This window comes from Microbulbifer thermotolerans (genome assembly GCF_900112305.1).
Lineage (GTDB): Bacteria > Pseudomonadota > Gammaproteobacteria > Pseudomonadales > Cellvibrionaceae > Microbulbifer > Microbulbifer thermotolerans.
This window is the reverse complement of the sequence record NZ_FOKT01000001.1, coordinates 30,902-56,164: the sequence shown is the minus strand read 5'-3', so window position 1 is coordinate 56,164 and position 25,263 is coordinate 30,902. Positions and strand designations below refer to the sequence as shown.

The 25,263-nt window shown below is 60.1% G+C and carries 23 protein-coding genes and 1 pseudogene; 15 read left to right on the top strand and 9 right to left on the bottom strand.

Annotated features, from left to right (window positions below; genetic code table 11):
• Positions 1 to 79: 79 nt before the first annotated feature.
• Genes BM155_RS00230 through mpl form a run of 3 tightly spaced genes read right to left on the bottom strand, consistent with a single transcriptional unit; the run spans position 80 to position 2,393 of the window.
• Positions 80 to 358: an Rdx family protein gene (locus tag BM155_RS00230; RefSeq protein WP_067151923.1), complete on the bottom strand. Its 279-nt coding sequence runs from the start codon at positions 356 to 358 to the stop codon at positions 80 to 82.
• An 8-nt stretch (positions 359 to 366) separates the two neighbouring features.
• Positions 367 to 984: a flavin prenyltransferase UbiX gene (locus BM155_RS00225; protein WP_074900410.1), complete on the bottom strand. Its 618-nt coding sequence runs from the start codon at positions 982 to 984 to the stop codon at positions 367 to 369.
• Positions 985 to 1,004: 20 nt separating this feature from the next.
• Positions 1,005 to 2,393 (bottom strand): UDP-N-acetylmuramate:L-alanyl-gamma-D-glutamyl-meso-diaminopimelate ligase, encoded by a 1,389-nt coding sequence (mpl, locus tag BM155_RS00220; protein ID WP_067151921.1) that lies wholly within the window; start codon positions 2,391 to 2,393, stop codon positions 1,005 to 1,007.
• A gap of 155 nt (positions 2,394 to 2,548) precedes the next feature.
• Here mpl and BM155_RS00215 point away from each other — a divergent pair, with 155 nt between their 5' ends.
• Positions 2,549 to 3,811, top strand: a complete 1,263-nt coding sequence (locus BM155_RS00215) for a 6-phosphofructokinase (protein WP_082817376.1) — start codon at positions 2,549 to 2,551, stop codon at positions 3,809 to 3,811.
• 141 nt (positions 3,812 to 3,952) lie between these two features.
• Here BM155_RS00215 and BM155_RS00210 read toward each other — a convergent pair whose 3' ends face one another.
• On the bottom strand, positions 3,953 to 6,781 hold the full coding sequence (locus tag BM155_RS00210) for an ExeM/NucH family extracellular endonuclease (RefSeq protein WP_074900408.1): 2,829 nt from the start codon (positions 6,779 to 6,781) through the stop codon (positions 3,953 to 3,955).
• A gap of 217 nt (positions 6,782 to 6,998) precedes the next feature.
• Entirely contained in the window at positions 6,999 to 7,592 is a 594-nt protein-coding gene (msrA, locus tag BM155_RS00205; RefSeq protein ID WP_067151913.1) for a peptide-methionine (S)-S-oxide reductase MsrA, read from the bottom strand.
• Between the two features lie 142 nt (positions 7,593 to 7,734).
• Between msrA and ppa the strand changes: the two genes are divergently transcribed.
• A complete protein-coding gene (ppa, locus tag BM155_RS00200; protein ID WP_067151909.1) occupies positions 7,735 to 8,271 on the top strand; it encodes an inorganic diphosphatase in 537 nt (178 codons plus the stop codon).
• Between the two features lie 90 nt (positions 8,272 to 8,361).
• Here ppa and BM155_RS00195 read toward each other — a convergent pair whose 3' ends face one another.
• From BM155_RS00195 to BM155_RS00185, 3 genes are all read right to left on the bottom strand, one after another.
• On the bottom strand, positions 8,362 to 8,862 hold the full coding sequence (locus BM155_RS00195; protein WP_074900405.1) for a hypothetical protein: 501 nt from the start codon (positions 8,860 to 8,862) through the stop codon (positions 8,362 to 8,364).
• Positions 8,863 to 8,880: 18 nt separating this feature from the next.
• On the bottom strand, positions 8,881 to 9,639 hold the full coding sequence (gene cysE / locus BM155_RS00190; RefSeq protein ID WP_067157420.1) for a serine O-acetyltransferase: 759 nt from the start codon (positions 9,637 to 9,639) through the stop codon (positions 8,881 to 8,883).
• Positions 9,640 to 9,725: 86 nt separating this feature from the next.
• Entirely contained in the window at positions 9,726 to 10,433 is a 708-nt protein-coding gene (locus BM155_RS00185; RefSeq protein ID WP_074900402.1) for a M15 family metallopeptidase, read from the bottom strand.
• Between the two features lie 333 nt (positions 10,434 to 10,766).
• On the opposite strand from BM155_RS00185, the pseudogene BM155_RS00180 reads away from it, so the two are divergent.
• The 4 genes and pseudogenes from BM155_RS00180 to BM155_RS00165 all read left to right on the top strand — a co-directional run bounded on the left by BM155_RS00180 (position 10,767) and on the right by BM155_RS00165 (position 13,539).
• Positions 10,767 to 11,035: pseudogene (locus BM155_RS00180) on the top strand (TfoX/Sxy family protein).
• Between the two features lie 97 nt (positions 11,036 to 11,132).
• Positions 11,133 to 12,017, top strand: coding sequence for a protease HtpX (htpX, locus tag BM155_RS00175; RefSeq protein ID WP_067157417.1), 885 nt, complete (start codon positions 11,133 to 11,135; stop codon positions 12,015 to 12,017).
• A 75-nt stretch (positions 12,018 to 12,092) separates the two neighbouring features.
• Positions 12,093 to 13,145: a S1C family serine protease gene (locus tag BM155_RS00170; RefSeq protein ID WP_074900399.1), complete on the top strand. Its 1,053-nt coding sequence runs from the start codon at positions 12,093 to 12,095 to the stop codon at positions 13,143 to 13,145.
• Between the two features lie 49 nt (positions 13,146 to 13,194).
• Positions 13,195 to 13,539 (top strand): Rieske (2Fe-2S) protein, encoded by a 345-nt coding sequence (locus BM155_RS00165; protein ID WP_067151893.1) that lies wholly within the window; start codon positions 13,195 to 13,197, stop codon positions 13,537 to 13,539.
• Positions 13,540 to 13,664: 125 nt separating this feature from the next.
• Here BM155_RS00165 and sfsA read toward each other — a convergent pair whose 3' ends face one another.
• Positions 13,665 to 14,366, bottom strand: coding sequence for a DNA/RNA nuclease SfsA (gene sfsA / locus BM155_RS00160; protein ID WP_067157414.1), 702 nt, complete (start codon positions 14,364 to 14,366; stop codon positions 13,665 to 13,667).
• A 279-nt stretch (positions 14,367 to 14,645) separates the two neighbouring features.
• Here sfsA and dksA point away from each other — a divergent pair, with 279 nt between their 5' ends.
• The 9 genes from dksA to panB all read left to right on the top strand — a co-directional run bounded on the left by dksA (position 14,646) and on the right by panB (position 25,199).
• Positions 14,646 to 15,083, top strand: a complete 438-nt coding sequence (dksA, locus tag BM155_RS00155) for an RNA polymerase-binding protein DksA (RefSeq protein ID WP_067151890.1) — start codon at positions 14,646 to 14,648, stop codon at positions 15,081 to 15,083.
• A gap of 114 nt (positions 15,084 to 15,197) precedes the next feature.
• Positions 15,198 to 16,073 (top strand): tRNA glutamyl-Q(34) synthetase GluQRS, encoded by an 876-nt coding sequence (gene gluQRS / locus BM155_RS00150; protein WP_074900396.1) that lies wholly within the window; start codon positions 15,198 to 15,200, stop codon positions 16,071 to 16,073.
• Between the two features lie 221 nt (positions 16,074 to 16,294).
• Positions 16,295 to 16,471, top strand: coding sequence for a hypothetical protein (locus BM155_RS17245; protein WP_175487722.1), 177 nt, complete (start codon positions 16,295 to 16,297; stop codon positions 16,469 to 16,471).
• Entirely contained in the window at positions 16,461 to 19,460 is a 3,000-nt protein-coding gene (locus BM155_RS00145; RefSeq protein ID WP_067151885.1) for an ATP-binding protein, read from the top strand. The genes BM155_RS17245 and BM155_RS00145 overlap by 11 nt, the downstream gene beginning before the upstream one ends.
• A 123-nt stretch (positions 19,461 to 19,583) precedes the next feature.
• Positions 19,584 to 20,978 carry a sigma-54-dependent transcriptional regulator gene (locus BM155_RS00140; protein ID WP_074900394.1) on the top strand — a complete coding sequence of 465 codons (1,395 nt, stop codon included), beginning with the start codon at positions 19,584 to 19,586 and terminating at the stop codon, positions 20,976 to 20,978.
• Positions 20,979 to 21,745: 767 nt separating this feature from the next.
• Positions 21,746 to 23,092, top strand: a complete 1,347-nt coding sequence (pcnB, locus tag BM155_RS00135) for a polynucleotide adenylyltransferase PcnB (protein WP_067157411.1) — start codon at positions 21,746 to 21,748, stop codon at positions 23,090 to 23,092.
• Positions 23,093 to 23,569: a 2-amino-4-hydroxy-6-hydroxymethyldihydropteridine diphosphokinase gene (gene folK, locus BM155_RS00130; protein WP_074900391.1), complete on the top strand. Its 477-nt coding sequence runs from the start codon at positions 23,093 to 23,095 to the stop codon at positions 23,567 to 23,569.
• Positions 23,570 to 23,698: 129 nt separating this feature from the next.
• Positions 23,699 to 24,385 (top strand): deoxynucleoside kinase, encoded by a 687-nt coding sequence (locus tag BM155_RS00125; RefSeq protein WP_067157408.1) that lies wholly within the window; start codon positions 23,699 to 23,701, stop codon positions 24,383 to 24,385.
• 1 nt (position 24,386) lies between these two features.
• Complete coding sequence (panB, locus tag BM155_RS00120) at positions 24,387 to 25,199, top strand: 3-methyl-2-oxobutanoate hydroxymethyltransferase (RefSeq protein ID WP_067151876.1); 813 nt, start codon at positions 24,387 to 24,389, stop codon at positions 25,197 to 25,199.
• The last annotated feature ends 64 nt before the right edge of the window (positions 25,200 to 25,263 follow it).

Here is a 25,263-nt window from a genome sequence, read left to right as displayed (position 1 = left end):
CGTGCCTGTACACACCGAAGTCAAAGCCAGGCAAGAACAGACACAAGACCCGTCCGCAGACACAAATCCAGGATGATTTTCAGGGCTTGTCGATATGCCCCAGGTCCCGCTCCGGGAACAACAGATCCCGGACTCTTTGCTTCAGTTCCCTGGGACCGGGAAAACCGCCATCGCGTTTGCGCTCCCAGACCAGCACATCCCCTGCGCGTATTTCAAACACGCCGCCGCTGCCCGGTTTAAGCGCCACCTGCTCTATGTCATCGGCAAAGGTGTAGAGCAGCTCCTGAGCCATCCAGGTGGCGCGCAGCATCCAATTGCACTGCACGCAATAGTGGATGGTGATAATTGGTTTCGCCATAATCCCCGTTACCCGCCCCACTCGGGCAGCAAATTCTGCTCCACACCCAGGTGATCCAGCAGACGCGCGACAATGAAATCCACCAGATCCTCCACTGAGCGGGGTTGCTGATAAAAGCCGGGACTCGCGGGCAGTATCACCGCCCCCATCCGGGTCAGCTTGAGCATGTTTTCCAGATGGATCTCCGAGTAAGGGGTCTCCCGCGGTACCAAAAGCAGCTGGCGGCGCTCCTTCAGAGCCACGTCCGCAGCGCGCTCGATCAGGTTGTTGGATGCACCGCAAGCAATGGCCGACAAGGTGCCTCCACTGGCGGGACAGATCACCATGCTCGCCGGCGCGCCACTTCCCGAGGCCACCGGTGAAAACCAGTCGCGTTTGCCGAACAGCTTCAATTGCCCCTCCCGGGCTCCGAAACGCGCGGCGAAAAAAGCCTCCTGTTCCGACTCGTCCTCGGGCAGGTGCAATTCGGTCTCGGTATTGATCACCACCCGCGCGGCGTCGGACAGCAACAGCCAGACGCGCACCCGCGCTGCCAGCAGACACTGCAGTAAGCGCAGGCCGTACTGGGCACCGGAAGCGCCAGTCATCGCCAGGGTGACAGTTTTGCTGAAAGCAGGTTGGCCCAATGCAGATTCCGTGTGATTGATTAGGACGCGTGCCCGCGCTTATTTTCCAGTTCGGCGATCAGGCGCTGATGGATTCCGCCGAAGCCACCGTTGCTCATGACCACGATATGGGTCCCGGGCCCCGCAAGGTTGACCGCGGATTCTACCCCAGCCTCGATATTGTCGAAAATCTTCGCCGGCACCGGAGAGTGCTGCACCACCTCGGCCAGAGACCAGTCCATGCCCTCGGGCTGATACCAGAGCACCAGATCGGCGCCGGCACAGGACTGGGCCAACTTGTTCCGGTGCACCCCCATACGCATGGTGTTGGAGCGGGGTTCAATCAAAGCGATGATTCTGTCCTCCCCCACCCGGGCACGCAGCCCCTTCAATGTGGATTCAATCGCCGTGGGGTGGTGGGCGAAGTCGTCGTAGACGTGGACCCCCCCCACCTCGGCGAGGCATTCCATGCGCCGCTTGACGCCTTTAAAACTGTTCAGGGCACGGGCGCTCAGCTCGGGAGTCACCCCCACGTGGCGCGCCGCGGCCATAGCGGCGAGACCGTTGCGCACATTGTGCAGTCCGGTCAGCGTCCACTCGACCCGCGCCACCTGGGCACCGCGGAAACTGATACCGAAGCTGCTGCCGTCAGCGGCGACATCCACCGCGCACCAATCTCCCAGGCGCACACCATTTTCGGACTCGGTGGCGAAACGCTGCACCTCGCTCCAACACCCCTGCCGCAACACTTCCTCCACCGTATCTTCGGTGGACGACACAATCAGGCCGTTGCCCGGCACAGTGCGCACCAAATGATGAAACTGGCGCTGTATGGCAGCGAGGTTGTCAAAAATATCCGCGTGATCGAACTCCAGGTTATTGATGATCAATGTGCGGGGACGATAGTGGACAAACTTGGAGCGCTTGTCGAAGAAGGCGGTATCGTATTCGTCCGCCTCCACGACAAAAAACGGGCTCTCTCCCAGGCGCGCGGACACACCAAAATTCGCCGGCACACCGCCGATCAAAAAGCCCGGCTGCATGCCCGCCTGTTCCAAAATCCAGGCCAGCATGCTCGATGTGGTGGTCTTGCCATGAGTGCCTGACACCGCCAGCACCCAGCGCCCGCCGAGAAAGTGGTCGCAAAGCCACTGGGCGCCGGATGTGTAGGGCAGCCCCTTCTCCAGCACGGCCTCCACCGCCGCATTGCCGCGGGACAGCGCATTGCCGATGATCACCAAATCCGGCGCCGGCTCCAACTGGGCCGGGTCATAGCCCTCGATAAGCTGGATGCCCGCCCGCTGCAACTGCGTGCTCATTGGTGGGTAGACATTGGCGTCACAGCCAGTTACCCGGTGCCCCTCGGCCACCGCCAGTTGGGCCAGGCTGCCCATAAAAGTGCCACAGATGCCTAAAATATGGATATGCATGGCGAAAATTTGTACTCAGAAAAACTGCGGCGCAAGCTTAACACGGCGTTTGGCTACCGCAATTGCCAAATCCCCCACATTCTGTGCAATTCCCCCGCGATTCCATTAGACTCCGCCCCCAAATTTGCCCATCTCAACCCCCCTGTAGGATGACCATGTCAAAAAAGAACGCTTTTTATGCGCAATCGGGTGGCGTTACCGCCGTGATTAATGCCTCGGCTTGTGGAGTGATTGAAGCTGCGCGTGAATACCAAGACCACATAGGTACTGTATACGCGGGGTTGAACGGCATCCTCGGCGCCCTGCGCGAAGAGCTGATCGATGTGAGTCTGGAGAGCGAAGAGGCCATCGCCGCCCTGCGCCACACGCCGTCCGGCGCATTCGGTTCCTGCCGCTACAAACTCAAAAGCCTCGAGGAGAACCGCGCGGAGTACGAGCGCCTGATCGAGGTGTTCAAGGCGCACGATATCGGTTATTTCTTCTACAATGGTGGCGGCGACTCCGCGGACACCTGCCTGAAAGTGTCCCAGCTGTCCGAAAAAATGGGGTATCCCATCCAAGCCATCCATATTCCCAAAACCGTCGACAACGACCTGCCTATCACCGACAACTGCCCCGGATTCGGCTCTGTGGCCAAGTATGTGGCCGTATCCACCAAAGAGGCATCCCTGGACGTAGCCTCCATGTGCGCCACCTCCACCAAGGTGTTTATCCTCGAAGTGATGGGGCGCCACGCAGGCTGGATTGCCGCCGCCGGAGCCCTGGCGCAGAAAAATGAAGGCGACGCCCCCCACATCATCCTCTTTCCCGAGGTGGCCTTCGACAAAGAAAAATTCCTGGCCAAGGTTCAAAAGACTGTGGAAGAGAAGGGCTACTGCGTTATCGTGGCCTCCGAAGGCGCTCAATATGAAGACGGCACCTTCCTCGCCGACGCCGGCACCACCGACGCTTTCGGCCACAAGCAACTGGGCGGCGTGGCGCCGACCCTGGCCCGCATGATCAAGGATGAACTGGGCCTCAAGTACCACTGGGCCCTGGCGGATTACCTGCAGCGCGCCGCGCGCCATATCGCCTCCGCCACAGACGTGGCCCAGGCCTACGCGGTGGGCCGCGCCGCGGTGGAAATGGCCGTGGCCGGCAAGAATGCGATTATGCCCACCATTGTTCGCGACGCCGGCCCCGAGTACGGGTGGTCCGTGGGCGAAGCCCCCCTGTCTGAGGTGGCCAATGTCGAAAAAATGATGCCGCGTGAGTACATCAGCGAAGACGGCTTCGGCATCACCCGGGCGGGCCGCGACTATCTGTTACCCCTGATCCAAGGCGAAGACTACCCGCCCTATGAAAACGGCATCCCCCAGTACGCGCAACTGAAAAAACAGCTGGTGGAGAAGAAACTGAAGGATAGTTTCAACGTTTAAACGACTGTCTGAGCCCGTGAAAACCCGCCCGTTAGCGCTCACTAACCGGCGGGTTTTCACTATCCCCATCCCATCGTGTAAGCACCCCGCACCAGGAATTAGAGCCACTCCCGAAGCGCCTTATCCGGGATGCCCGAGCTGTCAGAACGGCCACCACCATGGCCTGCGGATAAAAATTTTCCGGGTCGCACTACCTTTGCGACCCGCGCTGTCGCGGACCGTCAGCGTAATTTCGTAACTTCCACTCCGCTCGTAACGGTGCCAGACGTGCGTACCCCTCGCTGTCGAGCCATCGCCGAAGTCCCAGTGATAGTTGAAGTTACCTTCTCCGCCGCTGTGGTCCCGCACGCGGACCCAGTTGAGAAAGTGCCTCATGGTGAACTGTGCCTGGAGTTCGGCCGCGCTGCCCCATACCCGTACCCCCCGCTGGGCGCTCGCCCGCGCACCGCTGTTGTCCTCCACATTCAGAGTCACCGTATAGCTGCCCGGCTCGCGATAGCGGTGGCTGGGATTCTGCTCTGAGCTGGTTTCACCATCGCCGAAGTCCCAATGCCAGCCGACAATGTGACCGTCACTGTCGCTGCTGCGGTCGGTAAATTGAGCCTGTCGGCCTTCTACCTCGGCGCTAAAATCCGCACTGGGCGCCGCGTTGTCGGCGCGCAGATCCAGCTCTATTACCAGGGGATCGTGATCAGAGGCCCGGTAGGGATCGGCGCTGTAGAGGGAATCCCGTTGCGCCTCACTTTTTTGCTCGGTGTTGTAGTCCAGTGCGGACGGCTCGTCGGCATTGATATGCCAAACCTCCGCGCCAGTTACCAACGGCGTCAATTCGGTATCGGCCAGCGCGTAGTCCAGATAACCGGCCTGAGACTTGTATACATAGGAGTGAGCGGCGCCGCCGTGGAACGCCGCCAGCAGATCGGTGTAACCGGCATCCCGCAGCGCGGTAATAGGATGCTCCTGCGCATAGCTGTTGAGATCGCCGAGAATCAGCACTCCAGCAACATCTGCGCCGATGGGATCGCTCGCCAGCCAGTCGGCCAGCGCAGTGGCTGCCTCGGTACGAATCTGATTCCAGCATCCCTGCCCGTCGTTCTGGTCGTCGTTCAAACTGCCGTCGTCCGGGCAACTCTCCTTGGATTTGAAGTGATTGACGACCACCGCAACGGATTGATCGCTGGCCAGCTCGGTGAAGGCCTGCAGCAGCGGCTGGCGATTCAGGTTGTCGAAGGGATAGCTATCCAGGGTGAGGGCGGCACCGAGCGGCTGTACCCTGTCCGCCCGATAGACAATACCGACCGCAATTTCATCCGCTCCCAAACGCTCCAGTCCCGGGTCCACAAAGGCGTAGCGTTGCCCGCCGGAAGCGGTGTTGAGCCCGTCGACAAGGTCTTGTATCGCGCTCCGGGCACCATATCCGTCATTCTCGATTTCCATCAGACCAATGATGTCGGCACCAGTGCCGAGAATGGCGGAGATAATTTTGTCCCGCTGACGCTGGAATTCTTCTGGGGTATCGGCACCACGCGAAGTCGGGAAGCCACCGCCCATGCCGTCGCCATTGAAGTAATTGAGTACATTCATGCTGGCCACCCTCAGGCTGCCAGTCCCGGACAGCGCCGGGGCGGATGTGCGCGGATTGGCAGTGACAAATTGCGGGGCTTCCAGCGGTTGCAGCCGGTAGGCATCGAAACCGTAGCTGAGCACGCCTTTCAGGCCAGTGACAGTACTGCCCGCGCGCAAGCTGTTGTCGGCACTGAGCCCCGGGTCCGGATAGGGAACCGGTTCCGGGTTCTGTGTGGTGGAACCGTCGTCGAGTACGATGCGGTTGCGCGCGTTCGCCGCCTGCTGCGCCAGCGCCGCGGCGCCCGGCTCTGTGCTGTGGGTGGGGATGTACAGGCGGCCGGCGGACAGCTCCAGTTCGCCGTAACGGGCCAGATTCTCGTTGCCGCTGACTGTCAGTGTCTGCTGGAACTCGACCAGCATGCCCTCATAGCGCTCCGGGTAGTCGACACTGGCAAACGGCAGACTGATCTGGGCGGCAGTGACGCTGTGGCCGCTGCCACAAACTCTGACGCCGTCGATCGTGTCCAGCTCGGTCAGACCGTAATACTCGCTTACCCGGCCGCCGACACGCACCAGATCGCCCACTTGCACATCGACGCCGAAGCCGCTGTCGTAGACAAACAAGCCCTCGGAGGTGGCATCCAGACCGTCCTGGTCTCCATCCTCTTCCTGCAGGAAAAAGCCGCGCAGGCCAATCGCGGTATCCTGGAAATCACCGACAACGACGGCCTCTACCTCGTGCCGTTCGCCAGCGAGCGGGCTGGCAGCAGCCGAGCCCTGAATCTGACTGATATACGTCGCGGGGTCGCCGCATTGCCCCAAAATCACTGCACCGGAGCCACCTGTGTGCTGCCCCAGGTTGACGAAGTTATCCAGGCCGGCACTGTCCCACTCCAGAGCCGGATCGAATGGCCCACTGCCATCACTGCGGCCAACCAGGCGGTCGGGCTTGCGCAATAGCGTTTGATTCTGGGTGCCGACGCCGCTGTCTCCCCACTGGCTGCCGGGGTCCTGCCCTATCTGGCCGATCACGTCGACAAAGCCGTCGGGACCGACGAGCGCCACAGCGTCATCGCCATTGAACAGGCCGCCACTGTAGGTCTGGTCCGCCTCGGCCAGCACCGCCACATCCGCTTCCGAATGCGCGAGCACAAACACCTCTCCATCGGCGAGGCTGCCGCCCAGAGCAATACTCGCACCGGCTGATGTGGCGCCATTGAAGTAGACCCGAACGGAATAGTCCTCAAGCGCCACAGGGGCGCCAGTGCCGTTGTAGATTTCCAGCGCCTTGTTGTTGCCGCTGCCCTCGATATATTCGGAAATAATCAGCCCGTTACCCTGGGCTCCGCCCGCCAGCAGCGACATCCACAGCGCCACCAGCAGCGAGATTTTGCATTTTTTCATTGTTCTTTCCCTGTCGGTGTCCAATACCGTAATTGGCGGGACGGATTCTGGACGGGGATTCCTAAGAAGATATGTCAGCGGGGTGAAAGATAGTGGTCTGTTTTGTTGCCGCGGCAACGGAGCGGCGATAGCGGCCACAGGTGCAAGCAGGTCACCCGCCACCGCTGTCCTCCTGCGGCCTGACACCGCCATTGCGGCCCTCTAGCGTCCCTCTCAATCAATCGGTCGCGGCCTTGTCCCAGAGCGCGCGCAGGCGCTGATCGCGCCCACAGCGAAAACGATAGTACTTATAGCGGACGGGATTGCGCTGATAGTAATTCTGGTGATAGCGCTCGGCGGGGTAGAAAGCAGCGGCACGAGTGATTTCGGTGACGACCGGCGCGCCCAACTGCGCTTCCACCTGTCGCTTGCTGGCCTCTGCCAGTTTTTTCTCCTCCTCGTTTGCGTAGAAGATGGCACTACGGTACTGGTCGCCGCGGTCGCAGAATTGACCGCCAGCATCCAGCGGGTCCACGTTGCGCCAGAAGACCCGCAGCAAGTCAGCATAACCGATCTTGTTTGCGTCGTATGTCACCTGCACCACCTCCGCGTGCCCTGTACCACCGGCGGAGACCTGGTCGTAGCTGGGATTTTTTACATTGCCGCCGCTGTATCCAGAGGTCGTCTCCAGCACGCCATCCAGCTGGTCATAAGGCGGCTCCATGCACCAAAAACAGCCGCCGGCAAATACAGCGGTGCGGATATCCGGCGATTCCTGGGCGCCACAGGATATCGCTACCAAAAGCAAAAATACGGTTATCAGTATGCGCACGTCCCTTCCTCATATCAGTTGATACTGCCTATCTGTCGGCCGGCGGGTCAATCTGTTACAAGGCGCCGCTTTCAGCCCGCAGGTTCAGGGGCTATAATCCGCGCTCCCCAAATTTCCGATCACATTTTAGTCAGGACCAGCAATGAGTTTCGACAAGATCCCCGCAGGCAAAGACCTGCCCAACGACATCAATGTAATCATCGAGATCCCCGCCAACCACGATCCGATCAAGTACGAGGTGGACAAGGACGCGGACGCGGTGTTTGTAGACCGTTTCGTGGCCACTCCGATGTTCTACCCGGCCAACTACGGCTATGTACCGCAAACTCTGTCCGAAGACGGTGATCCCCTGGACGTGCTGGTTGTGGCGCCCTACCCCGTTATGGTCGGTTCCGTTATCCGTTCCCGCGTGATCGGCGTACTGAAAATGACCGATGAATCCGGCGTGGACGCAAAGCTGCTGGCGGTGCCCCACACCAAGCTGACCAAGTTGTACGACCATGTTCAGGAGATCTCTGATCTTCCGGAACTACTGATCAAACAGATCGAACACTACTTCGAGAATTACAAGAAGCTGGAAGCCGGCAAATGGGTGAAAGTGGAAGGCTGGGCCGATGCCGAAGCCGCACGCGCCGAGGTGCTGGCCTCCCGCGAACGCTACCTGAAAGAGCAAGGCTGAACCTCCAGCCTTTCTGGAAAAGCCGGCCTTGGCCGGCTTTTTTTGTACCCGCTTCGCGACAACCCCAGCCCGGGGATCACCGCCAGTCCATCAAGTGTCGATCTGCCAGTCCGGAACATTCACGGCCACCGGCTGTTGGCGGCGGCGCTCGCTGTCCTCAATCAGATTGCCCTGCGCCGGTTTCAAACTCAGGTGATCCACGGAAACCTGCACCGCGGCTTTTTTCTCCCGCTCGTGCTCCTTGATCAAATTGCCTTCCATCGGCGCAATACTCCACTCCGGACCGGGCGCGGGTTGCGGCTGCGTCTCCTCCCGTGGTGCCGGCGCTGCCGGTGTCTCGCCGCCACCTTCCGCTTTGAGCGCGGTCTGAGCGCCCACCTTGGCCAGGGTGGCCTGCAATTGCTCTGCCTGCGCCTTGGACAACCCTTTCTTGATAGCGACCGGGCGGCCGCTGAAAAGTTTTTCCACTGCGCCCGGGCCCGCCTTGAACAGGCGCGCGAAGTTGGCTTTGACATCGGCAACGGTGAACCCCGGCACCAGATCACCGCGGAAAATCAAGCTGAAATTGGACTGTTCTGATTGTTGCGGCATGGGCTACCTCTTTTTCTGTTACTCGTCGGCGTCCAGCGTCTGGTCCATGGTATAGGCCGGTGCGGCCACTGTCCTGCCACCGACCCGGCGCGCGGGCACTCCCGCTACCGTGGTGTGCTCCGGCACATCGGCCAACACCAGACTGCCGGCGGCGATCTTCACGCCCTCGCCGATTCGGACTGGGCCGAGAATCTTGGCCCCCGCACCAATCATCACACCGCGGCCAATTTTCGGATGGCGGTCGCCGCCGCCACTGCCACTGCCGCCCAGCGTCACGGAGTGCAATATGGAGACATCGTCTTCAACCACACTGGTTTCCCCAACCACCAGGCCGGTGGCGTGGTCGATCATAATGCCGCAGCCGAATCTGGCCGCCGGGTGTATATCCACCGCGAATTGCTCCGACACCCGGCTCTGGAAGTAGAGCGCCAGCGTGTGGCGCCCCTGCCCCCACAACCAATGTGCCACCCGGTGGGATTGTAAGGCGTGAAAGCCCTTGAAGTAGAGGAACGGGGTCAAGTATTGGTCGCAAGCCGGGTCGCGCTCGTACCAAGCACTGATATCCGCGCGCATACAGCGGGAAATCCCGGGGTCCGCTTGCAGCGCCGCGGCGATCACTTCCTGTAGCGCAGTGGCGGTCAGCGCATTGTGGTCCAACACGGAAGCCAGCTGATAAGCGAGCGCGTCATCGAGAGATTTATGGCGCAGCACTGTGTTGTGGAAATAACTCGCCAGCACCGGCTCATCGGCTGCGGCCTCAGAAGCCTCGGTGCGCATCTGCGCCCAGATATCCCGGTTTTCCGATAAATTTTTGATTTCGCTGTCCTCTGTCTGTTTCCGCCGCGGCCAGTGGCCGCAAAAGATCAAAAGCCCGGATAGCAGCTGTCCGGAACCAGCACGAAGCGCGCAAAAATGTCTTCCAGCAAAGCGCACACACTGTCGCACAACTCCAGCTCATCGCTTCGCACCAGTTCACTCAACCGCTCCACCGTCAGTAGCTGCTGCAACTCGCGCGCGCGGGGCGCGTAGCTGAGGTGCCAAGGCTCCGGCGCCACGCCACCGCGATCCTCCGCGTAGGGCCGGAACAGACCGTGGCTGCGCCCCTCGGCAATACGTTCACTGAGCCAGTGGTGAAAGGGCCCAAAAAGCCCGTCGTGAGCGAATTCCTGCGGTGTCAATTGAGGTCGGTAGCCCGCCGGCATGGCAGCGGCGTCCACCACGTCAAAATCAGTCCCCCAGTGATGGCGCGAGGCCCCCGGTAACGCCGACCAGCGCAATATAGCGAATACCGTCTGCGGCGGCGATAACTGTGTTACGTCGAGAGGGCGACCGCGACTGTCGAGCACCGGGCGCTCTCCTCTGGCCTTGGCATTCCAGATAGTGCGCTGGCGTTCGAAGCTGCGAAAGCCCGAAACAACCAACGGATCGAAACCGGCAGCGCGGGCATCGGCACAAAGCCGTTCGAAAGCGAGCAGCGCCTCGGGATGCATCAGCTGCCCGGATCGCGGCTCGCATATAACGTGCTCGTCGCCTAGGCCGAAAAGCACGCTCCTCAGAGCATCGCTCAACATTCAAAAATCACCGACATGCAAAATATTTAAAACAAGCTGTACGCGACTAACCGTACGCATCACTTTATCAAATACGGTGGGAGCACAGGACTGAAAACAAATTCACAGTAGAATTTTATTGGTTCGCGTTTACGTCTCGGTAAAACACGGATTTGTTGGTCCTAAATTTAAAAACAACCGCCGGGCGGCTATGTTCACGGAAATTTATCTAAAACCTCTCAACACCTTTACTCCTGACGGTTTGGCCCACTTTCGATTTATGCTATGTTCACTTGCGCGGCTGCAAGATATGTCGCCGGAACAAGGATGTACAACTAGTCAGGGAAAACTTGCATGCACCCGAGTCAATCAGAGCTATTGAAACTGAAAAACCTGGGCCTCGCCTCTGTTAATATACTCCACTCCATCGGTATACGCTCCTACGATGATCTGCGCCGGGTAGGCCCGGTGGAAGCCTTTATCAGCATTCGCAATCGAGGTAAATGCTCTATGCGCTTCAGGGCGCGCTGCTGGACGTGCACTGGAACGACCTGGACCCGGACCTGAAGCAGCGCCTGGCGAATGAAGCCGACCGCCTGCTCTCCGCGCAAAATTCCGACTGACCCCAGAATCACACCACGCGGCGCCAACCCAACTTGAAAACGGCGCCGCCACCCCTATCTAGACTTCTCCATAGAAATCACAAGTTGGAGAATGCCGATGTTACGCATTGGTCTCTTTTTGTTGACCAACCTAGCTGTTTTGGTTCTGGTTGGCATCGTATTTAATTTGCTGGGCATTGGGGGCATCCTCGAAGCCAACGGTGTCGACCTGAATATGGGGGCGCTCCTGACCATGTGCGCCATCTTCGGCTTCGGCGGCGCCTTTATCTCACTGCTGATGTCAAAGACCATGGCCCGCATCAGCACTCGCACCCAGGTCATCGACCAACCCCGCACCGCCGACGAACAATGGCTGGTGGAAACCGTGCGCGAGCTGTCGCAGAAAGCCGGTATCGGTATGCCTGACGTGGGAATATTCCCTATGCCCCAGGCCAACGCATTCGCCACTGGCTGGAACCGCAACGACGCCTTGGTGGCAGTCAGTTCCGGCCTGTTAGAGCGATTCAACCGGGACGAGGCGCGGGCAGTGATCGGCCACGAGATAGGCCACGTCGCCAACGGCGATATGGTTACCCTGGCGCTGATCCAGGGCGTGGTAAACACCTTTGTGATGTTCTTCGCCCGGCTGGTGGGTTTCTTCGTCGACCGGGTACTGATGAAGAATGAAGAGGGTCTTGGCATCGGCTACTATGTCACTTCGATTATCATGGACATCATCTTCGGTGCCCTGGCAATGATCGTTGTGGCCTGGTTCAGCCGCCGTCGCGAATACCGCGCAGATGCCGCCGGGGCCACCCTCGCCAGCCCACATTCCATGATTGCGGCTTTGCAAAGGCTCAAGGCGGAATCCGATACGGGGCGCGAAGAACCCCTGCCCAGCAACATGAAAGCCTTCGGGATCTACGGCAATATGGGCCGCCTGTTGGCCAGTCACCCGCCGCTGGAAGACCGTATACTGGCTCTGCAGAACCGTCTGCGCTAAGCGCTGCCAAACCGACCTCATTAACCCGGCGCCCGCGCCGGGTTAATCTTTGAACTCCCAACAGCACCCGCAATCATGAACAAGCTCAAAACTTGGCTGCTGACCCTACCGCTACTGCTACTTCCCCCCCTCGCCAGCGCGCTTTCCGTGCCGGACTTCGCCACCGATGACGAGCGCAATACCATGCAGGTATTCAATTTCGCCAGCCCGTCGGTGGTCTATGTGACCAACGAAACACTGGTGCGGGATCGCTGGACCCTGCGCCTGCACACAGTGCCCAAAGGCGCCGGCAGCGGTTTTATCTGGGACGAGCAGGGGCACGTGGTGACCAACTTCCACGTGATCGAGGGCGCGCGCAAAGTGACCATCACACTGCAGGACCGCAGTGAATGGGCGGCGGAACTGGTGGGCTCCGCACCGGAAAAGGATTTGGCGGTACTCAAAATCGACGCCCCGCCAGAACAGCTCAAACCCCTGATACCCGGCTCATCAAAAGACCTGGCTGTAGGGCGCAAGGTACTCGCGATCGGCAATCCTTTCGGCCTCGACACCACCCTCACCACCGGCGTGGTGAGCGCCCTGGGACGCGAGATACAGGCCGCCAACAACCGCACCATCCGCAATGTGATCCAGACAGACGCCGCCATCAACCCGGGCAATTCCGGCGGCCCACTGCTGGATTCCAGCGGACGCCTGATCGGCGTCAACACGGCGATATACAGCCCCAGCGGCGCCAGTGTGGGCATTGGCTTCGCGATTCCCGTAGACACGGTGAAAAAGATAGTGCCGGAGCTGATCGCCCACGGCCGCCTGGTGCGCCCCGTTCTGGGCATCGAGTCGCTTCCGGACCAGTGGGCCAGCCGCTACGGTATCGAGGGCGTAGCGGTATTGCGCACCCTTCCGGGAATGCCCGCGGAGCGGGCCGGCCTGCGCGGTATCTACCGCACCCCGCGGGGCGGTTGGCAACTGGGGGATGTCATCGTGGAAGTGGACCGTCAGCCGGTCCGCAACTACGACGATCTGCTGAACCTGCTTGAAAATCACCGCGCGGGCGACAAGATCACCCTCGGCCTGATACGCGAGGGGAAAAAACGCCGCACATCCGTTACACTGGCCGCTCCCGGTTAACCTCTCCCTCCGCTGTCAACGGCAGAGGGGAAGCACGCAGTAACAACCTATGCAGAAATACCTCCTTTGCCGCCACGGCGAGCTGACCGAGGGCCAATCCAAGGGGTTCTCCCTCGGCGACAGTGCCGCCGGCACTGCCAACGTGTTCGCGGTAATGAAAAATGGCGAAGTTTTTGCCTATAAGAACAACTGCCCACACCGCGGGATTAATCTGGAGTGGCAGGAAGATCAATTCCTCGACCCGGACGGCGCCCTGATCCAGTGCGCCTCGCACGGCGCCCTCTTCCAGATTGAAACCGGCGAGTGTGTTGCCGGCCCCTGTGCCGGCGATGCTTTGACACCAGTGCCAATAGAGTACGGTCGCGACGGCATCTATGTACTGATGGCGGACTGACCGTCCCTGGGGCCAAAGGCTCCCCAGGGGCACGAAACGAAAAAATACGTTTCACTCAGACCTACCCTTCCGTTGTCTGACTGCCACTCAACCGGCTACGCCTCTCAAACGAGAGTATCAACGCCCTAACACAAAAAAGGGATGGCGTCGGTCAGGACAATTTCCTCCGCGCTGATCGCTGCCCGGTAAGCGAGCACTTCCACCCCCGCGGCCACCGCTCCCTTCAGGGCCTCGGCATAGACAGGGTCTATCTCCGCCGCGGCCTCCACGGATTCGATACCTGTGTGCTGTACGCAGTAGAAGAGCACAGACCGCACCCCTTTTCCGGCCAAGAGTTGCAACTCCCGCAGATGCTTGGCACCGCGACTGCTGACCGCGTCGGGGAAAAGACCGCGGCCGCCCTCGGCCAGGGTCACATTCTTCACCTCCACATAGCACTCCCCTTCCGGCCCGGACAACAGCAGGTCGATACGGCTGTTTTCATCGCCATAGCGCACCTCCCGGCGCAACTTGTCGTACCCCGCCAGCTCAACGACAGTGCCGCCGACAATGGCCTCCTCCACCAGCGCATTGGCGCGCCCCGTGTTCACTCCGGCCAGGGCGCCCTCCGGCGTGGTAGTCACTTCCAGAGTGTGGCGATACTTGCGCTTGGGGTTGCCGGAATCCGAATACCAGCAGGGGCTGTTTTCCACCCAGCAGTTCTTCATCGAGCCGGTATTGGGACAGTGAATGGTGAAAATCTCGCCGGACGGGGTCTCGATATCGGCGAGAAAACGTTTATAGCGGCGCAGCAAAGTCGCCTGCTGTAGCGGGGGATCAAGCTTCACGGTACGACCTAAAATGACTATTTGAACGCCACAAAATACCCGGGAAGCCGGATACAAGTCCACGGCCAACATTTTGTGGCGCCGGCTGAAGAGATTTGGTAGCTTCTTCGCCCTCGGTCGCCAGGGCCACTGGCACCAGAAAAGGAATAGCCTGCCATCGTGCTCCGGTTGAAGGGGTTAAAAAGTACACACCCCGGACGATTGCGGACTAGGCTAGATTGAATATGCTGGTAGAGCCCCCATAAACGAGGGCCCGAATAGTAAAGAGAGGCAACGACTATGCCCAGAACTGCTGCGAACCCCGATTCTCTGCACGGCTTGGAGCCTTATAAAGAGACTAAAGGCGAAGAGTATATGAACGAGAAGCAGCAGGAGCATTTCCGCAATTTGCTCTTGGCCTGGAAAGCAGAATTGATGGCGGAAGTGGACCGCACCGTTTCCCACATGAAAGACGAGGCTGCCAACTTCCCGGACCCGGCCGACCGTGCCAGCCAGGAAGAAGAGTTCAGCCTGGAACTCCGCACCCGCGACCGCGAGCGCAAGCTGATCAAAAAGATCGACGCCACGCTCGAACTGATCGATCAGGACGAGTACGGTTTCTGCGAGGCCTGCGGCGTGGAGATCGGCATCCGCCGCCTGGAAGCGCGTCCCACAGCTACCCTGTGCGTGGACTGCAAGACCCTGGCGGAAATAAAGGAGAAGCAGATTTCCGGGTAATCCCGGAGGATAGGCCCGGCCCCGGGGCTGGACATAGCCCCGGGAGGCCTGCAATCCAATCCCTTCACCGAGGACCACACTCCCACCCTTAGTCAACTCATCACTGCGCCACACTTGAACGCCCCCACCTACATCGGCCGTTTCGCACCCTCTCCAACCGGACCGCTGCACTTCGGCTCTCTGGTCTGCGCCCTGGGCAGCTACCTGGATGCCATTGCCCACGGCGGTCGGTGGCTGGTGCGAATGGAAGACCTGGACCCACCGCGGGAAGAACCCGGCGCGGCGGAGCGTATTCTGCACTCCCTGGAAGCCCATGGACTGCACTGGCACGGCCCACTCCAATGGCAGAGCCGCCGCCACGCACTCTACGAAGAGATACTGACGGAGCTCAGGACGCGGAAGCTCCTCTACCCCTGCCACTGCTCTCGCAGTCAGATACGCCGCAATGGCGGTCACGACAACAGTGGCTGCCGCGCGCGCTGCGGCGGTTCCAGTCCAGCCGCCCTGCGCCTTGTGTGCGCCGGCGGCGAGGAACAGTTTCACGATATCTGGCGCGGTCAATTGCGCCAACAGATACGCGAAGACACCATTCTCAAGCGCCGCGACGGCCTCTACGCCTACCAGCTGGCAGTGGTAGCGGACGATATCGATCAGGGGGTGACTCACGTGGTGCGCGGTGCAGACCTGCTCGACACCACTGGCGCCCAGCAGCGCTTGTTCCGCCTACTCGGCGCCACACCACCCCAATTCGGCCACCTGCCCCTGGTGATGGGCCCCGGAGGTCTCCAGAAGCTCAGCAAACAAAACCATGCCCCGCCAATAGACGACCACAAGGCAGCGGACAACCTGAGCGCGGCGCTGGCATTTCTCGGCTTCCACCTACCCCGAGGCATAGAAGGCGAAAGCCCGGAGCACATCCTCCACTGGGCCGCGGCCCGCTGGCAGCGCCATCAGGTGGATTTGCGGAACCGCCAAATCACCCCCCCCTGATTCCATCGCTTTCCGGCGATAAAGGCCCTGGCGCAGTGAAGAGAAGCCCAACACAGGTTTACTCCGACACCTGGCGCCCATTAACATCTTCTGCCCTCAACAGACAGAAGGAAGCAGCGCCCTATGGCAACGATTGGCATTGCCATCCCATTCGCCAAATCGCGTCCGCTTTGGACCAGCGCCGAGGCCCCGTGTCTGTGTATCCAGTTCCGGTGCATCCCATGACCAACCGCACTCTGTTAATCCTATTGGTGCTGGTGGGCTATGTGTTTTCGCCAACCGTTTTCACCTGGATGATCAACCCCTCCGGCGCCTGGTACCGCCCCTTTATTTTGTGGTTCATTTTGATTCTTCTGGCGGTGGTCGTGCAGATGAGGCGCAAGTCCGATGAGCTTTGAGATCGCGCACATCGCCCTGATCGGTGTGGTCTATATAGCCACCTTGTTTTTCGTTGCCTTTGCTTCCTCCAAGGGCTGGCTGCCCTCGCACTGGATGCGCCACCCGCTGGTGTATGTACTCTCCCTCGGCGTATCCCTGTCCGCCTGGACCTACTACGGTATCGTCGACCTGGCCCGACAGTATGGCTACGGTGTTCTGGCCTACTACCTGGGCACCGGAGGGATGTTCCTCTTTGCACCGGTGGCCCTGGAACCCCTTGCGCGACTTTGCCAGCGCTATCAACTGACCTCTCCTGCGGACCTACTCGTATTCCGTTACCACAGCCGCTTGGCGGGCACCCTCTCCACCCTGTTTATGCTGCTGGCACTCCTGCCCCTGATCGCACTGCAAATACAGGCGGTGTCAGAGACACTGGCACTGCTGTCGCAAGACAGTGTCGCCGCCCTGGCGTTGCCGGAAAGCGGCGTTACCAGCAAAAACCTAATCGCCTTTCTCTACTGTGTGTTGCTGACCGTTTTCACCAGCATGTACGGCACCACCCGTGACCGCCACGCGGGACTGGTGAGCGCCATGGCGCTGGAATCGGTGGTCAAGGTGGTGGCACTGCTGGCGGTAGGGGCCTACGCGATTTACGGAGTATTCGGCGGCTTCGGCGAGCTGGACAAGTGGCTGGCGCACAACAGCGACATGCAGCAACTGCTGTACACTCCAATTCAACAGGGGTCCTCCCACACGCTTTTGCTGGTATTTATCGCCACTGCCGTGGCCATGCCGCACATCTTTTATCTGAGCGTGGCGGAGCGGCCAACAGCACAGACTCTCCGCCACGCCAGCTGGGGTTTCCCGCTCTTCCTGCTGTTGATGGCACTGCCGATCTTTCCCATTATGTGGGCCGGATTCGCACTCGGTGTCTCCGAGCCGGTGCAGTACTTCGCGCTCGCGGTGCCGCGCACCAGCGACTCTGCGCTGCTGACGATTCTGGCGTTTATCGGCGGCCTTTCCGCCGCCACCGGTGCCCTGGTAATGATGACCCTGGCGCTGTCCACCATGGTGATGAACCAGTGGCTCCTGCCGGGCACCCGCTGGCACTCGGAAGACAATATGTACCGCCAACTGGTGTGGTTGCGGCGTTCACTGGTGGGAGCGCTTTTCCTGGCAGGGTTCGGCTTCTATCTGCTGCTGGGCAATCGCCTGTCGCTTTCCGATCTGGCACTGCTGGCATTTATCGCCTCCCTGCAGTTCCTGCCCGGGATATTCGCCGTGATTCACTGGCCACGCGGCAACCGGCGCGGCTTTATCGGCGGCCTGGTGGCCGGCATGCTGATCTGGGCCGGCGGTCTGCTACTGCCCTCCATCTTCGGTATCAACAGTATTACCCTACCCGGCACCGAACTGCGCCTGCCCCTGGGGATGTCTATCTGGACCCAGGTCACCACCTTGTCTCTGGCGCTGAATGTGCTGCTGTTTGTCGGCCTGTCCCTGCTCACCCGCAGCAGCAGTCTTGAGCAATACGCGGCGGACCTGTGCAGCGACGACACCCTGGCCCAGGCACTGCGACTGGAACTGGACGTGGAGTCCGCGGCGGACTTCCGCTTGCGCCTGGCGGAGAGCCTCGGTGCCGCCACCGCCACACAGGAGGTCAACCGCGCCCTGCGCCAGCTCAACCTGCCCGATGACGAGCGCCGCCCCTACGCTCTGCGCCAATTGCGCAACAAACTGGAAGCCAATCTTTCCGGTCTGCTGGGGCGAGTGCTGGCGGGACAAATCATCGACCGCCACTTCCCCTTCAAGGACAGCGGCCAGCCCGCCAATAAAGACATCCACCTGATAGAGACCCGCCTATCCCGCTACAAAAATCAGCTCACCGGCCTGGCCGCGGAACTGAACAATCTGCGCCTCTACCACCGACAGATGCTGGAAGAACTGCCGCTCGCTGCCTGTTCCCTGGGCCGCGACGGCGAAATACTGCTGTGGAATTACGCCATGGCCGACCTGACCGGCATCGCCGCCGGCGAGGTGCTCGGCTCCAAGCTGGAATACCTCGCCGAGCCCTGGCGCACGCTTTTGACCGAATTCGCCAAATCCACCGATGCGAGCCGCTTCAAACAACAGGTGAGCATCGACGGCAACAGCCATTGGCTGAACCTGCACAAAACACGCCGTAAGAAGCGCGGCCGGGGCGGGCGGGCGCGCAGCGAACGCGGAGACGCACAAATGCTGCTGCTCGAAGACATCACCGAGACACAAATTCTCGAACAGGAGCTGATCCACAGCGAAAGGCTGGCCTCGGTGGGCCGTCTCGCCGCCGGTGTGGCGCACGAAGTGGGCAACCCGGTGACCGGCATTGCCTGCCTGGCACAAAACCTCCAGTTCGAATCCGACAGCCCCGCGGTGCGCGACACCGCGGATCAGATACTGAGCCAAACTCAGCGTATCAGCCGCATTGTCCACTCACTGGTGAACTTCTCCCACAGCGGCAGCCACGACAGTGTCGGCGAGCGCGCACCTGTGGATCTCCACGCCTGCGTGCAAGAGGCGGTGCAACTGCTGTCCCTGCAGCGGGACAAGGCCCAGGTGACTTTCGACAACGCAGTGCCCGAGGACCTGATGGCGCCCGGTGACAATCAGCGCCTGATCCAGGTGTTCATCAACCTGCTCAGCAATGCCCGCGACGTCAGCGCCGATGGAGGCCACATTCGTATCGACGGGTGCGTTGAGGGCGGCGCTGTCAAGATCTCGGTGACCGACGACGGCCCCGGCATTCCCCCTGAGCACAGGGACCGCATCCTGGAGCCCTTCTTCACCACCAAGGAACCCGGCGAGGGCACCGGCCTGGGCCTGGCGATGGTCTACAGCATCGTAGAGGAACACGGCGGCCAGCTGGAGCTGGTGAGTCCCGCAAACCCGGAGACGGGGCGCGGGGCGAAATTCGTGGTGCATTTGCCTATGCAAGAGCGGGCACAAGAGGAGACACCAGAGCCCGGCTAAACCGGGCTCAGCCAGCCTCTTCCCGGAATCGATTTTCCCGTGACCACTCCTAATGGGTTGCATAGAAACGCCCCACGGGTAAAACTAGAACCCCCCTGAGCGTTTTGTAACCAGGCGTAACACATGAGCCACATCCTGATCGTCGAAGATGAAGCCATTATTCGAACGGCGCTGCGCAAACTGCTGGAGCGGCACCGCTACAAGGTCAGCGAAGCCGGTTCTGTACGCGAGGCGACCACCAAATACCGCCTCAGTGAAATCGACCTGATTATCTCCGACCTCCGCCTGCCCGGCGCCCCGGGCACCGACCTGCTGAAGGTGGCAGGCGACGTGCCGGTGCTGATTATGACCAGTTACGCCAGCCTGAGATCCGCCGTGGACTCCATGCGTATGGGCGCGACGGACTACATCGCCAAGCCCTTTGACCACGACGAGATGATCGCCACCGTGCGCCGTGTAATCGGCAAGGCCGAGCAGAACCGTGCCCAGGCTTCGGAAAACAAAACGTCTGGCCGCACTGTCTCCGGCATGATCGGCGACAGCGCGGTAATGCGCGGTCTCTACGACCGCATCCACAAAGTCGCGCCGACCGATGCCACCGTTTTGGTGCACGGCGAAACCGGCACCGGCAAGGAGCTGGTGGCCCGCGCTATCCACGCGGAGAGCCGGCGTGCCGACAAGCCACTCATCTCCGTCAACTGTGCGGCGATTCCGGAGACACTGATCGAGGCGGAGCTGTTCGGCCACGAAAAAGGGGCCTTCACCGGCGCCCAGACCGCCCGCGAGGGGCTGGTGGCCGCCGCCGACGGCGGCACCCTGTTCCTTGACGAAATCGGCGAGCTGCCCCTGGAAGCCCAGGCCCGCCTGCTGCGGGTACTGCAGGAAGGCGAGGTGCGCCCCATCGGCGCGGTGGAATCCCGCAAGGTGGATGTGCGGTTGGTTGCGGCCACCCACCGCAACCTGCGCCAGCTGGCCGCCGAGCGCAAATTCCGCGAAGACCTCTACTACCGCATCAATGTGGTGCAAGTAACACTGGCCCCACTGCGAGAAAGGGACAAAGATGTACTGGCGATCGCAGAGCACCTGCTAGAGAAGTATTGTGCCCGCCTGGACCGCCCTGCCCTGAAATTGTCACCGGAAGCGGTACAGGCAGTAACCACTTACACCTGGCCGGGCAATGTGCGCGAACTGGAGAATGCGATACAGCGCGCGGTGATCCTGACCGACGCCAAGAGTACAGAAATTGACCACCGCACCCTGGATATCGACCTCGACCTCGTGCCGATAGAAGAAGCAGACCCGGAGCGGCGCCCGCGCAGCCTGCACACAGACCCCCGTGAAGACCTGTCCCTGGAAGACTATTTCGCCCGCTTTGTGATAGAGCACCAGGACACCATGAGCGAGACGGAGCTGGCAAAGAAATTGGGTATCAGCCGCAAGTGCCTCTGGGAACGCCGCCAGAAGCTGGGCATACCGCGCAAGAAAACCCGCCGGGCCGCTACCGCTGAAGCCTCCTAACAACCTACCACCACTTTTTTACTCTGCGCCCCTGTGGGCGCATCGCACACACCAAGGTCCCTTCCCCGGCGCATCGGCACCAAAGTCCTGACTGATAAGTCTGTCCCGCACTGAGAGTGTTACCCCACCCCTACCCAAGTAACACCTTCGGCGACATCCGTAACGCAAAATCTATCCGCTGCGGCGTGAAAAAATATGTAAATTTTGTAACTTATTGATTTATAAAGACTTTTTAAAGTTGGCACACTAAATGCTTTCTACTTAGTAAAAATAAGAAAAGCAGCCAAGAATAAAAATAAATAACCTGTTAAGCCTTAATAATTACTTACAATAAGCGGGCGAATCACAATAAAAATAACGGGGCGGTCGACAATAAAAGCAAACAGGGACCAAAACCGAAAGGAAAACAACAATAAATAATAAAAATAAGCAGAAGACAACAAAAATAACGACAAGCGCGTTACAAACTGACTGATTGTACCTGGGAGAGGGTGTTCGCTAGACAGCGAATTGAGAGCGCAAGGAAGCCGCTGCCTTCATAACCAATAAGAATAATTCCCACCCTTCCTTTCTCTTTTCCTTATGTATGGCACGAGCTATTGCCACTCCCTGCCTTTGCGGGCGTCCTGTCGTGCCTGAGCTTCCATCAGTCCCTGTGATAGAATGCGACCCGCCTGGGCCTGCCGCACCCACACCACAAAGTCATCGGATTGCGCCAGGGCCTTTCCAGCCAAACGCCTTTGGCAGAAGTCAAGACAGACAGCCGTATGCTCAATACCCTGATCAGAAGTATCAAGCGCTGGCGCAAGCCGGCCAATCCGGGCCCGAGGGTTATCGCCCGCAATGACCATAATATCTCCCGCCGCGATATCAGTCGCGCCGCCCTCACGGTGATGAAGCGCCTACAGGAGGCCGGCTTCCAGGCCTATATTGTGGGCGGCGGCGTGCGCGACCTGCTGCTGGGCAAGCATCCCAAAGATTTCGACGTCGCCACCGATGCCACCCCGGAAGAGGCCAAGGCGCTGTTCCGCGGCTCGCGCATTGTCGGCCGCCGTTTCCGTATACTGCACGCCCGCATCGGCCGCGAAGTCATCGAAGTCACCACCTTCCGCGGTCACCACAAAGATGGCGAGGAACACGAGGCACTGCAGTCTGAGCAGGGCATGTTGCTGCGCGACAATGTCTACGGCGACCTGGAAAGCGACGCCATGCGCCGCGATTTCACCATCAACGCCCTCTACTACACCACCGACGGTTTCGCGATCCACGACTACACCGGCGGTGTACAAGACATCAAAGAACGGCTAATTCGCACCATCGGCGATCCCGCCACCCGTTACAAAGAAGACCCTGTGCGAATGCTGCGCGCGGTGCGTTTCGCCGCCAAGCTGGAATTTAAGATCGAAGATAAAACAGCCGCACCACTGGCAAATCTGGCACCACTACTGCGCAATATCGCGCCCGCACGGCTGTTCGACGAAGTCCTCAAACTACTGATGAGTGGCCATGGGGAGCGCACCTTCGAACTGCTCCACCACTACCAGTTGTGGCACCACCTGTTTCCGAACAACGCAGCTCTGCTGGAAGACCCGGTGGCGCTGGCGCTGACCCGTCTGGCACTGCGCAACACTGACCAGCGTATCCGCGATGACCTGCGCGTTACCCCCGCCTTTTTGTACGCGGCACTACTGTGGCCCGCAGTTATAGCGGAACAGCAGCACCTGGAAAGCCAGGGCACGCCGCCAGTGCCGGCCCTGGCCCAGGCCGCACAAAAAGTTACCAGCTCGCAACTGGCACACACCGCCATCCCCAAGCGCTTCTCTATACCGATGCGAGAAATCTGGGATTTGCAGCTGCGCCTGCCGCAGCGCAACGGCAACCGCGCCCAGCGCCTGAGTGAACATCCGCGTTTCCGCGCCGCCTATGACTTCCTGCTGTTGCGGGAGGAATCCGGAGAACTGGCCCCCGGCCTCGGCCAATGGTGGGCTGCGTTTCAGCAGGCCGACGAAGAAGGGCGCCAGGAAATGACACGCAAATTGCAACGCGGCAACGGTAGCCGACGCAGGCGCGGCTCCCGGGGCGGACGCCGCCGGCGCCCCAGGACGGCAGAGTAAATGGAACGCGTATTTATCGGGCTCGGCAGCAATCTCGCCGAGCCCGTGCAGCAGTTGCGCCATGCACTGGCATCCATCGCCAAAATCCCACAAACAGAACTGTTGCGCTGTTCCAGTTTTTACCGCAGTGCGCCAGTGGGGCCCGGCGACCAGCCTGACTATATCAACGCCGTGGCAGAGCTCGAAACCGAACTGGCGGCATTGCAACTGCTCGAGCAATTGCAGCGTATCGAAAATGCCCAGGGCCGCGAGCGCACTGTGCGCTGGGGTGCCCGGACTCTCGATTTGGATATACTACTCTTCGGCCCGCAGCGGATAGACGAGCCGCGTCTGCAGGTCCCGCACCCGCGCATGGCCGAGCGCAATTTCGTGCTGCTGCCTTTAGCGGAACTGGAGCCGGATCTGCAACTGCCGTCGGGAGAATCCATACAGACATTGTTACAACGGTGTCCGCCTAACCGCCTGGAGAAAATCTGACACCCGGGATTTGTGAAGATTGCAGAGGCGGCCGCCGCCGGCGAGCCATTGCTCTGGCAGTTCAAGCGCCCATCGCGGCCACCGGCCCCGCGAAACAGCGGCGGCGAAAAAAATAAAGGAGTTTACCCAGTGGTCATCGACAGCGGCGAAAGCCACCCTCACGAGCCGGTCATTACCGGCAAAACCCTACCCAGGTTTATTGCCGTGGAAGGCAATATCGGCGTGGGTAAAACCACCCTGGCAAAAAAGCTGGCCGCGACCTTTAACTACGACACACTGCTCGAACAGCCCCAAGACAATCCCTTTCTCGAACGCTTCTACCAGGACCCGAAAAGCTTCGCCCTGCCCACCCAGCTTCACTTTCTGTTGCAGCGCTCGCAACAAATACAGGCACTGCGCCAGGACGACCTTTTCAAACCGGTACGCGTTTCTGATTTCCTGATCGACAAAGACCAGCTGTTTGCCGAAGTCACCCTGGATGCCGATGAGCTGGCGCTCTACGAACAGGTCTACCAGCATCTGACACTGCAGGCGCCCAAACCGGATCTCGTGGTTTATCTGCAGGCGCCGCTCGATGTTCTGCAAGAGCGCATCCGCAATCGGGGCATCGCCGCAGAGCGCGCGATCAGCAACGAATACCTGGCCTCTCTCAATGAAGCTTACACAAACTTTTTCCACTACTATGACCAGGCGCCGCTACTGATCGTCAACAGCGCGGATATCGATATCGTCGATCGCCCTGAAGACTACCGCCAGCTAGTGGAATATATGCTCACCATCACCAGCGGCCGCCACTATTACAACCCGGGATACTGAAATGTACGCAGCAACAGAACTGGAAAAACCGATTACCGTACAAACGCTCCGCAAGATGAAAGCGGACGGAGAAAAATTTATTACGGTCTCTCTCTACGATGCGCCCATGGCCGCCATGGCGCAGCGCACGGGTGTGGAAGCTCTGTTGGTGGGCGACTCACTCGGCATGACAGTGCTCGGCTATGACAGCACTATTCCGGTCACCATGGAGCAGATGATCTATCACGTGGAAGCGGTGGCGCGCGGCAACAAAAAATCCCTAATCATGGGGGATATGCCGTTTATGACTTACGCCACGCCAGAGCAGGCGCTGGTCAACGCTACCCGCATTATGCAGGCGGGCGCACACATGGTGAAAATCGAGGGTGGAGCCTGGCTGGCGGAAACCGTGAAAATGCTCACCGACCGCGGTATCCCGGTGTGCGGACACCTGGGTCTAACACCCCAGTCGGTACACAAACTGGGCGGCTACCGCGTACAGGGGCGCGACGAAGACACGGCCGGACAGCTCCTCGATGACGCCGCGCAGCTAGACGAGGCGGGTGCGGATCTGCTGGTACTGGAGTGTGTGCCGGCGGCGCTGGCCAAGCGTATTACCGAATCGGTTTCCATGCCCACTATCGGCATAGGTGCTGGCAGGGACACCGACGCCCAGGTTCTGGTGATTAATGACATTCTCGGCCTTACCGAGCAACCGCCCAAGTTTTCCAAGAATTTCCTCAAGGAAGCGGGCGATATTCCCAGCGCATTGCGCAAATACGCCGAAGACGTCAAGAGCGGCGTCTTTCCCGATGACAGCCACACTTTTTTCTGATTTTCCAAACGCCGCGGATACAGGGATGTATCCATGCATTTGCGGAATCCACCACAGCGTCCGC

Excerpts from the sequence above, each read along its gene's own strand:
- BM155_RS00230 (WP_067151923.1), bottom strand. The coding sequence starts at position 358 with ATGGCGAAACCAATTATCACCATCCACTATTGCGTGCAGTGCAATTGG.
- mpl (WP_067151921.1), bottom strand. The coding sequence starts at position 2,393 with ATGCATATCCATATTTTAGGCATCTGTGGCACTTTTATGGGCAGCCTG.
- BM155_RS00215 (WP_082817376.1), top strand. The coding sequence starts at position 2,549 with ATGTCAAAAAAGAACGCTTTTTATGCGCAATCGGGTGGCGTTACCGCC.
- BM155_RS00210 (WP_074900408.1), bottom strand. The coding sequence starts at position 6,781 with ATGAAAAAATGCAAAATCTCGCTGCTGGTGGCGCTGTGGATGTCGCTG.
- ppa (WP_067151909.1), top strand. The coding sequence starts at position 7,735 with ATGAGTTTCGACAAGATCCCCGCAGGCAAAGACCTGCCCAACGACATC.
- BM155_RS00195 (WP_074900405.1), bottom strand. The coding sequence starts at position 8,862 with ATGCCGCAACAATCAGAACAGTCCAATTTCAGCTTGATTTTCCGCGGT.
- cysE (WP_067157420.1), bottom strand. The coding sequence starts at position 9,639 with ATGCGCACCGAGGCTTCTGAGGCCGCAGCCGATGAGCCGGTGCTGGCG.
- BM155_RS00185 (WP_074900402.1), bottom strand. The coding sequence starts at position 10,433 with ATGTTGAGCGATGCTCTGAGGAGCGTGCTTTTCGGCCTAGGCGACGAG.
- htpX (WP_067157417.1), top strand. The coding sequence starts at position 11,133 with ATGTTACGCATTGGTCTCTTTTTGTTGACCAACCTAGCTGTTTTGGTT.
- BM155_RS00170 (WP_074900399.1), top strand. The coding sequence starts at position 12,093 with ATGAACAAGCTCAAAACTTGGCTGCTGACCCTACCGCTACTGCTACTT.
- BM155_RS00165 (WP_067151893.1), top strand. The coding sequence starts at position 13,195 with ATGCAGAAATACCTCCTTTGCCGCCACGGCGAGCTGACCGAGGGCCAA.
- dksA (WP_067151890.1), top strand. The coding sequence starts at position 14,646 with ATGCCCAGAACTGCTGCGAACCCCGATTCTCTGCACGGCTTGGAGCCT.
- BM155_RS17245 (WP_175487722.1), top strand. The coding sequence starts at position 16,295 with ATGACCAACCGCACTCTGTTAATCCTATTGGTGCTGGTGGGCTATGTG.
- BM155_RS00145 (WP_067151885.1), top strand. The coding sequence starts at position 16,461 with ATGAGCTTTGAGATCGCGCACATCGCCCTGATCGGTGTGGTCTATATA.
- BM155_RS00140 (WP_074900394.1), top strand. The coding sequence starts at position 19,584 with ATGAGCCACATCCTGATCGTCGAAGATGAAGCCATTATTCGAACGGCG.
- pcnB (WP_067157411.1), top strand. The coding sequence starts at position 21,746 with ATGCTCAATACCCTGATCAGAAGTATCAAGCGCTGGCGCAAGCCGGCC.
- folK (WP_074900391.1), top strand. The coding sequence starts at position 23,093 with ATGGAACGCGTATTTATCGGGCTCGGCAGCAATCTCGCCGAGCCCGTG.
- panB (WP_067151876.1), top strand. The coding sequence starts at position 24,387 with ATGTACGCAGCAACAGAACTGGAAAAACCGATTACCGTACAAACGCTC.